The sequence below is a fragment of the Acidaminobacterium chupaoyuni genome, assembly GCF_047936785.1.
In the GTDB taxonomy this organism is placed as follows: Bacteria; Bacillota; Clostridia; order Oscillospirales; family Butyricicoccaceae; genus Acidaminobacterium; species Acidaminobacterium chupaoyuni.
Genome location: NZ_CP176394.1, coordinates 165,274 through 177,744, shown reverse-complemented (window position 1 = coordinate 177,744; position 12,471 = coordinate 165,274). Strand labels below are relative to the sequence as shown.

Here is a 12,471-nt window from a genome sequence, read left to right as displayed (position 1 = left end):
TTACATTCCTCCTAAATTCATGGTGGGTCCGGAAGGTTCCAACCCGGCAATGCCGAGTTGCAATCGTGCGGCTGCTTCATCCATTGTGCGGTCTGTGGCAAAGCGGGGATTCTCTCGCCAGCCTTCGTCCAAATAGGTTTCGCCGTCATGGGCAATTGCCAGATAGATTGTGGAGACATCGTCCTTGGTGACGCACAATCGCTTCTCTGTGCATTTGAGGGCGTTGAAATGGTCGATTGCATCGGTGAGCGAACTGAAGCCGTGCCGCTTTTCGTCCTTGCAGCAGAAGTTTTCCATTACGAACCAGTCATATGTGTGCGGCAGATTGGGATTTTCCGCATCCAGCAGCGCCTTGTACCCTTTTTCGGTCAGCTCGTATTCTGATAGCTGCCTTGGATTTTCTTCTCCGAACATATCGTAGAGGATATCGTCCACAGCCTTTCGCACCTGCGGATCGTCCGTCAGGACTTCATACTGAAAGCCGGAAGTAGGTCGGTACGGCAGTTCATCCTTGATGACCTGCACAAAAATGGCGGGGTCAGTATAAGCCAGCGTTTCGCCGCTGGCGAACGATACCTTGCCGATGATTGGCGCTGTAGCCTGCTGGAGTTGCGCTTTGTCGTAGGCGTAGATGTACGAGTAATCGCCGCCGTTGGGGAACAGCCTCATGCAGTAGGTGTGCGCGTCGGTTTCCAGCTTGAAGGCATAGGTGTCCGGGCGATACCGATCCGCCATCCTCGCGCTCTCATGCCCATAACAGAAGGAGCGCGCCGCCGGCAGGTCTTTCAGCACCCCGTTTTCCCGCAGGGCGTTCACCACATCATCGAATTCGTCCTTGAATGCCTGCGTTTTCAGCTCTGGCTGGTGGTCGTCCCACGAGGACACAGTGAAGCGGCCGCTCTGGTCGAAATAGAAGCGGAAGTGACCGATGCATCCCAGCTCCGCATCCTTTTCCGCGCCCTGACTGAAAAAGAGCGCCCCCTCATCCTCTGAGGCGGCGCACATCTGGTATTGATTCAGGTCGGGATAGATGAGACCTCTCTCATCGCAGAAATCCTCGAGGGTGAGATGCTCTCCGAGGAAATCCAGCCTGCCTTTCAGCTTTCGGAAGCCCTCCTTGGGGATGGTTACGGGTTCATGGATGAGGATGGTTCCGGCGTGATTAACGCCGACCTTGGGTTCTACCGTTACGGGCTCGCCGGGGTCGTAGTCGCTGCCGCGCAGGTCGTAGGCGTACCAGCCCTCTGGCACGGTATCCCTGTCGATGCGGGAATTGGTGAACAATGCCGGTTTGCCGAACAACTCCACATACTCGTATTCTTCTTCTCTGGCGTTTACGCTCATGGGATATCATCTCCTTCTTGTTTTTTCAAGCACACAACATACCACACAGTGGCGGGGATAGCTATTAAAATATCATCTGGTTTTTAAAATAACGGTTTATTTTAGCGTTGACTAATATAGTTCTCCAATATATAATTAAGTCATCACTAAATCAGAGGTGATTAGATGAAAACGGCAATCCTCATCAAGGCTCTATGCGAGCCCATGCGTTACTCGATATTTCAGCAGTTACTTGTCAGGAAGCATTGCGTTCGGTCCCTTTCAAAGAAGATGGGAATCACGGAATCCGCTATTTCACAGCACATGAAAGTACTGCGGGAAGCGGGGCTGGTGTACGGTGAGAAATACGGCTACCATACGCACTATCTTCCCTGTCAGGAGGCAGTGGATTGTTTAGCGGAGTCCTTTGAGCAGATGCGCCAGCAGTCCCTGTCTTTAAACCGTGACCCGAAGCTGTGCGAGTGTGCGTTTCGCGAAGGGGAGGAATCCAAATGAGCGTCCTTCTCGATCTGTTCCTGACCTTTGCAAAAATCGGGCTGTTCACCTTTGGCGGCGGTTACGCGATGATCTCCATGATTGAGAACGCCTGTGTGGAGAACAAGCAATGGATCACCCACGACGACATGATGAATGTGACGGTCATTGCTGAGTCCACGCCGGGACCTATCGCCATCAACTGCGCCACCTTTGTGGGCTACCGGCAGAAAGGCGTTGCAGGCGCTCTCATCGCGACGCTTGGCATGGTGCTGCCGTCCTTTGTTATCATCTATCTGATTTCCATGTTCCTCGATAACTTCCTGGAAATCACGTTGATTGCCAACGCCTTTCAGGGCATCAAAATCGCGGTCGGCATATTGATTCTGGACGCTGCGATCACGATGATAAAGAAGATGCACAAGAAACCCGTTCCGCGCGTCATCATGCTCTGTTCGTTTGCTGCAATGCTGCTCATCGATCTTTTCTCCTGGAACTTCTCATCCGTCAGCCTGATGCTGGTGGCGGCGGTTGTCAGCCTCGCCATCTTTTTGATACAGGGTGCTCCCCCGCAGAAGGGCGGTGCGGCTAAATGATTTATCTGGATTTGTTTCTCGGGTTCCTCAAGGTCGGCTGCTTCGCCTTCGGCGGCGCATACGGCGCAATTCCTCTGATACGCGACGTGGTGCTGTCCTATGGCTGGCTCAGCGACGAGATGCTGACCTATATGATTGCAGTCAGCGAGAGCACTCCCGGGCCGATTATGGTGAATCTGGCCACCTATGTAGGCAGCAGTCAGGCGGGGCTTCCCGGCTCGGCCATTGCAACGCTGGCGGTCGTGCTCCCATCCTTTATCATCATCCTGCTGGTGATGGCGCTGCTCAAGACCGCATTGAAAAACAGGTATGTTCAGGCAATACTCCGCGGACTCAAACCCTGCATCATCGGAATTATTCTTGCAACAGGCTGCTTTATGATTATGAACAACTGCATATCCATCACCACCGGCGCGGCGCTCAATGGCCGTGCATTGGTAATTTCGTTGATACTGGCGCTTGTGTATTTCGGTTCAAGAAAGGTACTGAAAAAAGGACTCTCTCCGATTATGCTTATTGTGATTTCTGCCTGCCTTGGAATGGCCATGTATGGTGTCTAACAACGAACCTTCTTCGCCATGAATTGATGCGAATACCGCAGATGGGCTCTTTCCTGTCAGCGGCATTCTATTTATTGAATCACCATACACGCCGTCCGATTCCATATCGTGGGTCAGGTGGAGTGTGATCATTGCAAACCTCCCATTTCCATGCCGAACTCCACCTTGTCGCCCGTGGCGTCCTGATTGCTCTGGACAAAACCGTCCAGCTTGTTTGGGACATAATCACTGAGCCATGTTCCGCCAAACTGTTCATGGGTTTTCAGCCGCCAAAGGGCAAGTTTACCGATGTCCAACTGAACACCGTCCATGTGGAACAACAGATTGGTCAGCCCATCATGCTCAAATCTGCTGACCTCGGTGAATCGACTTCCGTTTTTTAGAATATTCATATCGGTCAGCATTTCGTTAATTCCGTCAATCCATTCCTGCGGGTCACCGCCGCATCCTTGCAGGATGAGCCCCTCGCTGTATCCCATGCGGCGCAGTACCTCGGTTGAAATATCTCGCATCATTCCATTCCTCCCATCTCAAAACCGTCCTGCTCCTGCTCAGCGGGATCTTCCATCATGAGTTCATCAAGGCTGAGAGTGCCGTGATAGGAAATATAGCCGCGGGCCACAAACTGGCCGTATTCGTATTCCATTCGCTGTCGGCCGTACTTCTCGTAGTCATAGAAATCGGCGAGGTTTTCGTCATACTCGAAATGCTCGGAGTCTTGAATCATATAACATCCATAATCTTCGGCGGTCTTTGCACCGGGGATGAATTCAAAGAATTCCAGATTCTGCGCCAGATGCATGACCTGCGAGGAGTAGTCCGGCTGTGCCAACGCAACCGCAGCCCCCAGCTTTAAGCGGTCACTGGGAGAGAGCTTTTCAATGGCGGCGCACATTTCGTTCAGAGATGCGATGCCCTCATGCTCCATATCCAGTGCGACATCAATTTCCTCGGGAAGTTCGCTTTCCATAAAACGCAGGCACATATCTCCGTAGCTGCTGATCCCGGCACGAATCATGGTGCGCTCGATTTGCGCCTGCGGTACGGGAAGAAACAAATAGGCTGCGGGACTGTCTGCGAGAGCGAAACGGGAACGCAGCTCCACCTCCATCAAGCTGTCTGCGTAGCGATATTCCGGAAAGTGCCGTCCATCATATGCTTGTGACAGCTCCATTCCATTGTCATAGACTACACCGTAGGGGGTGACAAGCCCCTGTTCTGACAGAATCAGTTTTTTGGCTATTTCGAAACCGTTTGTTTTCTCCATTTCCTCTTTAGACGCACAACCTCCGTTCAGGGTGAGAAAATGCTTTCGGCCAATTGCGTCCAGATGCGTGAAATCTGAAATCACCGTGCTTTCCTGACAGCAAAAGGTCAGATTGATGAACCGCTCCACGCTGTGCAGGCTCAGCCGTGAAGCCATACCTTGAAACTGTGTCAGCTCGTAAGCATCGAAGCTGTCCAGCCGCCTGGCAAGGTAGTCCAGTTCATCAAGATTGGCATTCGTCCGTTCTATCTGCTTGAGCGCGGGGGTATCGCCGCGGATCTCTTCGATATGGCAGTCCTGCTTGACCTCATCCCCAAGGTCAAGAGGCTCCAAAAGGCGAATCACATTTTCATATTCCGCGTCGGGGATGGGAAACGGGATGGTCGCCACGCCATACTCAGGGTGTTGGCGGTTACACAATACTGCTTGAAATTGCATCTGCATCCTCCTTCACATTTTCATTTCGAAGGCAAAGCCCTCTGTCTGGCTTGGTTCGCCAGAGAACAAATCCTCCATAAATTTTGAGCCGCCAATTTCACAGGCGGCTTCAAAGGCTTTGTCGCTATTGGAAAACTGCTGTGCGGCATCGATTTTGAAAAGCGCCTCTCCGATGTGCGGAAAGGCGTGTTCATAAGATCCAATCTGAAGCTCTGCTTCCGGGGTGATCCGCATATAACGCCCTTTTTCTCCGCCGATGTAGTACAGCTTTCCGTTGCCGTTGAGACTGGTGATGGTATCCTCAACCCACTGGGAGGAACTGCCGGCCGTGACTGCCTTCCAGTATTCAAGTTCCTGTTTCTCCATGGTCATCCTCCTTAGTTATAGGTATCTTCATGTCGATATCCTCTACAAATAAAATGAGCGCCGAAGTATCCTGCGGTTCTTCGCTTTACATCATGGGATGCGAAAATGTCGTTTCTTCCTGATCCATTGCGCGTTGTACCCGCTGGTCGAGATCTGGGACAATATCAATAATCTGCTCCTGCGTGTCCTTCAGCATATTCTCTTGATCAAAAGTGATGTCGTACTGATGATCCAATGTGTCTTGGATACATCGATATATCTCCGTCAGCTGGTCCGGAGAAAAAAGCATTCTCTTATCGATGAGCCCACTCCGAACAGCAAAATCTTGTTTCGCAGCCTCATAATTACCAGCCATCTGATGTCCTTGGGTAACGGCAGCATGACCGTAACACCAATCCCATGTGATAAACTGGACACCAAATGAAGTGGGGTGGCCAACGAGAACTGTACCGTTGTAGTCTGCCAGGAGCTTATAGTGTTCATCCAATCCGTCCGCTTTGAGAACAGGCGCTTCTTCCATGAGACGCATATATTCCGAAACAGTGTACGCCGTGCTAATTACTTGATGCAGGGCATCGTTTTGCCCTTCTGTTATTACATCTGATTTGCTATATCTCACGCTACCAGTACCCATGACTTTACAAAGGGATTGACCCTCAAGTGATACTTGGAAGAAATCATCAGTCGGCTCGCTTGTGCTAAACCCACGATTCTGCAGTGCGATACGAATCTCCTGAAGATAGGCATTGTTCTGTTCTGATTTCTCTTGACTCATAGCGTTTCCCTCCTGTTCAAAACGCAAAAAAGGCCGACACTCACGAATGAATGTCGGCCTTCAAAAATATATTGACTATATTTTGGTCTGTATCACATTTTGATACAGACCACTTTTACAAGACACAAAAAATTAACAAATATTTTTTTGATTTTCGAGAAAAAACTCTGCCTGGAATCGAATTTTGGGCTGAATAACGGTGGAGTTTTAGTTCAAGTCCCTACCAACGGGGGGTAACACAGGAAAATATCTTTTTTTTGCACTTCAAAAAAAGGGCACGAAAAAACCCAGAAACCGTTGTGGTTACTGGGTTTTCCGGTGCAATATCTTTTTTGCTTGCACAATATGGTTGCGGGGGCAGGATTTGAACCTACGACCTTCGGGTTATGAGCCCGACGAGCTACCGAACTGCTCCACCCCGCGATATCTACTTTTGAGTGCTTATTTAGTATAGCATAGCAAAATAACGATGTCAAGCAGTTTCTTTTAAATATTTATGCGTAATCTTGCGGCAGGTTTCCCCGAAAAGTCTCTTTTTTCGGGAAAACCTGCCGGTTTTGCTTACCAGGCGGCGCAGGCGCCTTCGCATCGCGGCTCTGTGCCGCCGATCAAAGTGCCCTGTTCCGTTTTAAAGATCATCTGGCCTTTGCCAAAAGCGCCGGTGTTGATATCATAGCTCATTTTATGGCCGCTGGCCAGCAGCCCTTCCACCAGATGCTGGGGGAAGCCTGCTTCCACGCTGATGTTTTTGCCCTTTGTCCACTGCCAGCGGGGGGCGTCGATGCAGGCCTGAGGGTTCATGCCGCAATCGATATAGCGGGTGATCACCTGAACATGGCCCTGGGGCTGCATGAATCCGCCCATCACGCCGAAGGGGCCCACGGGCTTGCCGTTCTTTGTTAAAAAGCCCGGGATGATGGTGTGATAAGGCTTTTTGCCGGGGGCGGCCACATTGGCGTGGTTTGCATCCAGCGAGAACGATTTGCCGCGGTTCTGCATGGCGATGCCTGTGCCGGGGATGACGACGCCCGAACCAAAGCCCGCATAGTTGCTTTGGATATAAGAGATCATGTTCCCTTCGCGGTCGGCGGCGCACATATAAACCGTGCCGCTGTTGCGCGGGTCGCCGGGGAAGGGTTCCAGCGCTGTGCCGCCGATCAGCGCGCGGCGGCGGGCGGCATATTCGGGGGTGAGCAGTTCTTCGGGGCGAAGCGCCATATGGCGCGGGTCGGTGATATATTTCAGCCCGTCGCTGAAGGCCAGCTTGATGGCTTCGATCTGGCGGTGGGTGCCCAGCAGATCATCGGCGGGCGAAGGCTCGAAGCCGTTTAAGATATTCAGCGCCATCAGCGCCACAAGGCCCTGGCCGTTGGGGGGCAGTTCCCATACTTCATAGCCGTGATAGGCCGCGCTCAGGGGTTTGACCCATTCCACCTGATGGTTTGCCAGATCTTCTCTGGTCAAAAACCCGCCATAGCGGCGGCAGCATTCCACGATCTTTTCGGCGGTTTCGCCTTCATAAAGTTCGCGGCCGTTGGTTTTGGCGACTTTTTCCAAAGTTTCGCCCAGCGGTTTATTATAGAACAGTTCGCCCGGCGTGGGAACGCATCCGTTCGGCATAAAGGTGTTAAACCATTCTTCGAATTCCGGGCCGCAATCGGTGTTTTCACGCAGACGGGAGGCCATGGTTTCAATAGAAGTGCAGGTGATGGTGGCGATGGCCTGCCCCTCTTTGGCATAGCGGATGGCGGGGGCCAGAACTTCGCCCAGGCTCAGGCGGCCATGCTGCTGAACAAGCGCCGCCCAAGCGGCGGTCACGCCGGGAACCGTGATGGGTTTGGGGCCATAGGCGGGCATCTCATCATAGCCATCTTCAAGCATTTTTTCCAGCGTGAAGGCGCTGCCCATCACGCCGCTGGAATTCATGCCGTGGAGCCGGCCGTCGGGGGTGGAAAAAATGGCGAAAGCATCCCCGCCCGCGCCGTTTGTCTGGGGCTCTAAAACGATGGCACAGGCCGCCATGGCAACCACCGCGTCAAAAGCGTTGCCGCCTTTTTTCAGCATATCGATGCCGGCTTGCGCCGCAAGATGATTGGAGGTTGCGCACATCCCGTTTGCCGCATAGGTGGCATAACGGCGAGAGGGATAGGGATAGATGCGAGAGCTGTTCATTCTGTTTTCCCCTTTCGATTGTTCGGTAGCTTTATCATAGCGCGTTTCCCGGCGTTTGTATAGAATTTTATTCAGAAATTCATTGCCACTTTTGCGGTTTCATGTTACCCTATGGTTGAATTGCGGCGCGGCGCGCCGCGAAAGGGAAAAGAAGGGTGTTGCTGTTTGAAAAACAAGAGCTATGCGTTATGGAGCGCCTATGTGGTGGTGGCGGTGCTCATCGCGGCCATTGCGTTGTGCATCGTTTTTGAATGGCCTGTTTTCTGGGGGATCGCCGCCGGCTGCGCCGCGGCAGCTTTTTTTGTCTGGAAGCAGGGAAGTTCGATAAAAGAGCTTTGGAAAATGTCGGTTTCCCGCCTTTCCAATGTGAAGGGCATCTGTGTCATGCTGTTTTTCATCGGCGGAACCATCGGGTTTTGGATGGCCAGCGGCGTGATCGGCACCTTTGTTTATGGCGGGCTGAAATATCTTTCGGGGCTGAATATGGTTTTGGTGGCGTTTTTGCTTTGCAGCGCGCTTTCCTGCATTCTGGGCACAGCCATGGGAACCCTGAGCACCATGGGCGTGGTGTTCATCGGCATTGCGCAGGCGCTGGGCATCCATATGCCGCTGATGGCGGGCGCCGTGATTTCGGGCTGTTATCTGGCCGATCGAACCGCGCCGCTTTCGGCCGTTTTGAATCTGGTTTCTTCTATGACGGGCACGGATATGCCCGGCAACATTAAATATATGGGGCGCTATACCCTGATGGGCCTTGGCATTTGCAGCCTGTTTTATTATTGGGCGGGCCGGTCTTATGCGGGGGCAGATCTTTCGGGGGTAACACCGCTGCTTTCGCTTTTGAAAAGCTCTTATACCATCCACTGGCTGATGCTTCTGCCGCTGGTGCTGATGGTGCTGCTGGTGCTGGCGTTCCGGCGCAGCATCGTCACCTCGCTGCTGATCTCGCTGGGGGTCTCGGTGGCGCTGGCTTTTGCCATGACAGATCTTTCTTTCGCCGAAATGGCGCGGAATTTCGTTATGGGCTTTCATCCCGCCGATGCGCAGCTGGCCCGCGTGATCTCGGGCAGCGGTGTGCTTTCCATGGTCAATGTGATCCTCAGCGTGATTTTTTCCGCTGTGCTCAACGGGTTGATGGAAGGCGGCGGCATGATCAACCTGCTGCTGGATCGCTTGAACAAGCCTACCCAAAACGAAGGCCGCCTGATGGCGAACGCCGGGCTGACCAGCATTCTTTTGACCCTTGTCACCTGCAATCAGCCCATCTGCGCCATGGCCACGGGCATGTATTTCAGCCCGAAATTCGACGAGATGAAAATTACCCGCCGCGCGCTGGCCCACATCATTTCCGATAACGGCATCATCGTTTCGCCGCTGATCCCATGGAATGTCAACGCCATGATGGCGGTTTCCATCACGGGGGTGGCGGCGCTCCGCTTCGCGCCCTATTGCATGCTCTGCTATGTTTTGCCGATCTTCACCTGGATCAATATGATGCGCGCTTCACGCATTTCAAAAAAAGAAAGGCCCGCCCCCGAGAAAGCGGGCGTCTGAGTTTGCGCTTTTAAAAGCCGCCGCCCGATGCGGCGGCTTTTTTGCTGGCGCGGCGATCACGCCCCGAAGGGTTTTTCGGGGTTTTTCTTTTGCCGGGGCGGAAATATTTGTAAATTCCCCGCGGAAGGAGTAAAATGGGCAATAACAATGAAACGGGTTAAAAAAAGACGGCGGGAGGAAAACCATGAGCGAAAGAGTTGAGCGCATCAGCGCGTTTTACGGCAAAGGCGGCGAAGACGCGCGATTGACCAAAAGCAGGCATGGTCGGCTGGAATATCTGACGACGATGCATTATATCCACCGCTTTGCCCAGCCCGGCGCGGCCATTCTGGAGATCGGCGCCGGCACAGGCCGATATTCCATCGCCCTTGCGCGGGAAGGGTATGAGGTGACGGCGGTGGAGCTGGTGGAGCAGAACCTCGCTGTTTTGAAGCAGAACGGCGGGGCTTTGGGGAATCTGCACGCCTTCCGGGGCGATGCGCTGGATCTGGGCAGGTTTGCGGAAAACAGCTTCGATATGACCCTGGTGCTCGGGCCGCTTTATCATCTTTATGAAGCGGAAGAGGTGCATCGGGCGCTGGAAGAAGCCATTCGCGTCACCAAAAAAGGCGGCGTGATCTTTGCGGCCTTTCTGTCTGTTCATGCCATTTTGTTCAATAACTATTTGCAGGGGAACCTTGCGGCGGGGCTTGAAGAAAATTTCGATGAACATTACGGCGTGAAACATTTTGAAGAACAGCTTTTCACCGGATATGACATCGCGCAGTTCGAACAGATGATCAGGCGGGAAAAGGTTCAATATCTCACCACCGCGTCGGCAGACAGCATCCTTGAACTTGCCGAGCACCGCAGCGATTTTCAGATGTCCGATGAAGAATTCGAACGCTTTGCGCAGTATCATCTTGCCACCTGCGAAAAGCGCGAGCTGCTGGCGAGCGCAAGCCATCTGCTCTGCCTTTGCAGAAAAATGCCTTAGGGGCAAAAAGGGGGGAAACCTGTTGGAGATCGAAGCATTATCCACCCGTTTCAAGGTGAAGAAAATAACGGAAGAAGAGATCCCCGCGGTTTTGCGGCTTTGCCGGGGGAACCCGCTTTATTATGAATATTGCCCGCCGGCGGCCAGCGCCGAAAGTATTCGGGCGGATCTTGCGGCTTTGCCGCCCTGCAAAACACCGGAAGAAAAAGAATATGTGGGGTTTTATGAAAACGGCCGTCTGGCCGCCGTGATGGATCTGATCAGCCGCTATCCCGATGAGGAAACGGCGTTCATCGGCTTTTTTATGGTGGATCGGGCGTTTCAATCGGCGGGGGTGGGCTCTGCCATCATCGCGGAAGCCCTGAGCGCCCTTGAGACCATGGGCTTTCAAAAAGCACGGCTGTGCTATGTGAAGGGCAACCGCCAATCAAAGGCTTTTTGGGAAAAGAACCGTTTTATGCCCACAGGGGTCGAGGTGCCAAAAGAACATTACACCGTTGTTGTGATGGAAAGGCTTTTATAACGGGGCGCCGCTTTTTGCTTTGAGAAATTTTGAAGGCCCGGCAGAAAAATCTGCCGGGCTTTTTTGCAGCGCCGTTCAAAGAAAAAACGGGCTTTATTTTGATCGTGCGGTTCCCGTGAACCGACCCGTTTTTGCGGGAAGAAGCTGCTTTTGGGGAATGACGGGCTGTTTTCACAGGGAAAAAAGGCATTTTGCGCCGTGTGCTGAAGGGCGGTCAGGAATCCAGCTCTGCCAGAAGATCCGGGAAGAGGGAAAGGCTGCGGCGCAGAATGCCGTGCATCTGGGCGATGGCCACGCCATAGTTGGTGAAAGGCAGGCCGGCTTCCTGCGCACGGGCCATGCGGGTTTGCAGCTCGCGTTCGTTGAGCATACAGCCGCCGCAGTGGAGCGCGAGGGCATAGGGGGAAAGATCTTCCGGAAAGTCTCCGCCCGAAGTGAAGGCAAAGCGCACATCGGCCTTTGTATAACCGCGGATCCACGCGGGCAGCTTGACTGTGCCGATATCATCGCACTGGCGGTGATGCGTGCAGCCTTCGGCGATGAGCACGGTGTCGCCGTCGCGCAGTTTGGCCAGCTGCGCCGCGCCGCGAACGGCGGTGTGCAGGCCGCCTTTGCTGCGCATCATGAGGATCGAAAAAGAGGTCAGCGGCACAGCGGGCGGCACGGCCGAAGCCACCTTGGGGAAGACCTGAGAATCTGTAATGACGAGGCTGGGCGGGGCGGCAAGGCGCGCCAAAGCCTGGGGCAGCTCTTCATCCCGCGCGACAAGGGCCATGGCCCCGGCATCGAGGATATCGCGCAGCACCTGCTGCTGGGGCAGGATCAGGCGGCCCTTGGGCGCGGCGGAATCGATGGGCACCACCAGCACCGCCGTGTCGCCCGGGGCCAGCAGATCGCCGATGGGGCGGCGGGGGGCGTTCACATCGCGGCAAAGGCGGCCCAGCTTTTCTTTGAGGGCGAAAACATTTTCGCAGGTCTTCGCGCTGAGATAGAGGGCGTGTTCCGTTTCGGGCGGCGGGGAAGAAAGAAGATCGGCCTTATTGAAGGCGATCACATAGGGGATGCCCCGGGCCTGAAACAGGCTCAGCAGCTCGGAATCCTGTTTTTGCAGCCCGCGGGCGGCATCCGCCACCAAAACGGCGATGTCGGTGTAGCCAAGGGCCTGTTTTGCGCGCTCGATGCGTTGGGCGCCCAGGCTGCCCTCATCATCGATGCCCGGTGTATCCACGATGACCACGGGGCCAAGGGGCAGCAACTCCATGGCCTTTTTAACAGGGTCGGTGGTCGTGCCGCGCACATCGGAAACGATCGAGAGATTCTGCCCCGTCACCGCGTTGACAACGCTGGATTTGCCCGCGTTGCGCAGGCCGAAAAAGCCGATGTGGATGCGGTGGGCAGAGACGGTGTCGTTCAAACTCATGGGATT

12 protein-coding genes, 1 tRNA gene and 1 pseudogene are annotated in these 12,471 nt (G+C 53.9%); 6 read left to right on the top strand and 8 right to left on the bottom strand.

Translation table 11 applies throughout. The features are described 5' to 3' along the window. Positions 1 to 1,344 carry an LPD28 domain-containing protein gene (locus ACJA3I_RS00845; protein ID WP_458862882.1) on the bottom strand — a complete coding sequence of 448 codons (1,344 nt, stop codon included), beginning with the start codon at positions 1,342 to 1,344 and terminating at the stop codon, positions 1 to 3. A gap of 165 nt (positions 1,345 to 1,509) precedes the next feature. Here ACJA3I_RS00845 and ACJA3I_RS00840 point away from each other — a divergent pair, with 165 nt between their 5' ends. From ACJA3I_RS00840 to ACJA3I_RS00830, 3 genes are read left to right on the top strand one after another with little or no spacing between them, the layout of a single operon-like run. Beyond that, a complete protein-coding gene (locus ACJA3I_RS00840) occupies positions 1,510 to 1,839 on the top strand; it encodes an ArsR/SmtB family transcription factor (RefSeq protein WP_458862881.1) in 330 nt (109 codons plus the stop codon). Then, the gene (locus ACJA3I_RS00835; RefSeq protein ID WP_458862880.1) at positions 1,836 to 2,414 is read left to right on the top strand and encodes a chromate transporter; all 579 of its coding nucleotides are present in this window, start codon (positions 1,836 to 1,838) and stop codon (positions 2,412 to 2,414) included. The genes ACJA3I_RS00840 and ACJA3I_RS00835 overlap by 4 nt, the downstream gene beginning before the upstream one ends. Beyond that, entirely contained in the window at positions 2,411 to 2,974 is a 564-nt protein-coding gene (locus ACJA3I_RS00830) for a chromate transporter (protein ID WP_458862879.1), read from the top strand. Before ACJA3I_RS00835 ends, ACJA3I_RS00830 begins: the two co-directional genes overlap by 4 nt. A gap of 182 nt (positions 2,975 to 3,156) precedes the next feature. Here the strand turns inward: ACJA3I_RS00830 and ACJA3I_RS00825 are convergent. From ACJA3I_RS00825 to ACJA3I_RS00800, 6 genes and pseudogenes are all read right to left on the bottom strand, one after another. After that, positions 3,157 to 3,489, bottom strand: a pseudogene (locus ACJA3I_RS00825) (hypothetical protein); the annotation flags it as partial. Next, positions 3,486 to 4,679: an antirestriction protein ArdA gene (locus tag ACJA3I_RS00820; protein ID WP_458862878.1), complete on the bottom strand. Its 1,194-nt coding sequence runs from the start codon at positions 4,677 to 4,679 to the stop codon at positions 3,486 to 3,488. The pseudogene ACJA3I_RS00825 and the gene ACJA3I_RS00820, both read right to left, overlap by 4 nt. A 12-nt stretch (positions 4,680 to 4,691) precedes the next feature. Further along, positions 4,692 to 5,045 carry a hypothetical protein gene (locus ACJA3I_RS00815; protein WP_458862877.1) on the bottom strand — a complete coding sequence of 118 codons (354 nt, stop codon included), beginning with the start codon at positions 5,043 to 5,045 and terminating at the stop codon, positions 4,692 to 4,694. An 85-nt stretch (positions 5,046 to 5,130) separates the two neighbouring features. Further along, complete coding sequence (locus ACJA3I_RS00810) at positions 5,131 to 5,820, bottom strand: hypothetical protein (protein WP_458862876.1); 690 nt, start codon at positions 5,818 to 5,820, stop codon at positions 5,131 to 5,133. Positions 5,821 to 6,166: 346 nt separating this feature from the next. Beyond that, a tRNA-Met gene (locus ACJA3I_RS00805) sits at positions 6,167 to 6,243 on the bottom strand. Positions 6,244 to 6,381: 138 nt separating this feature from the next. Then, the gene (locus ACJA3I_RS00800) at positions 6,382 to 7,992 is read right to left on the bottom strand and encodes a gamma-glutamyltransferase family protein (protein WP_458862875.1); all 1,611 of its coding nucleotides are present in this window, start codon (positions 7,990 to 7,992) and stop codon (positions 6,382 to 6,384) included. A gap of 165 nt (positions 7,993 to 8,157) precedes the next feature. Here ACJA3I_RS00800 and ACJA3I_RS00795 point away from each other — a divergent pair, with 165 nt between their 5' ends. The 3 genes from ACJA3I_RS00795 to ACJA3I_RS00785 all read left to right on the top strand — a co-directional run bounded on the left by ACJA3I_RS00795 (position 8,158) and on the right by ACJA3I_RS00785 (position 11,045). Then, positions 8,158 to 9,546, top strand: coding sequence for a Na+/H+ antiporter NhaC family protein (locus tag ACJA3I_RS00795; protein ID WP_458862874.1), 1,389 nt, complete (start codon positions 8,158 to 8,160; stop codon positions 9,544 to 9,546). Positions 9,547 to 9,730: 184 nt separating this feature from the next. Continuing rightward, the gene (locus ACJA3I_RS00790) at positions 9,731 to 10,522 is read left to right on the top strand and encodes a class I SAM-dependent methyltransferase (protein ID WP_458862873.1); all 792 of its coding nucleotides are present in this window, start codon (positions 9,731 to 9,733) and stop codon (positions 10,520 to 10,522) included. Positions 10,523 to 10,544: 22 nt separating this feature from the next. Then, positions 10,545 to 11,045, top strand: a complete 501-nt coding sequence (locus ACJA3I_RS00785; RefSeq protein WP_458862872.1) for a GNAT family N-acetyltransferase — start codon at positions 10,545 to 10,547, stop codon at positions 11,043 to 11,045. A 214-nt stretch (positions 11,046 to 11,259) separates the two neighbouring features. Here the strand turns inward: ACJA3I_RS00785 and hydF are convergent, their stop codons facing one another. Beyond that, a complete protein-coding gene (gene hydF, locus ACJA3I_RS00780; protein WP_458862871.1) occupies positions 11,260 to 12,465 on the bottom strand; it encodes a [FeFe] hydrogenase H-cluster maturation GTPase HydF in 1,206 nt (401 codons plus the stop codon). Positions 12,466 to 12,471 lie beyond the last annotated feature (6 nt).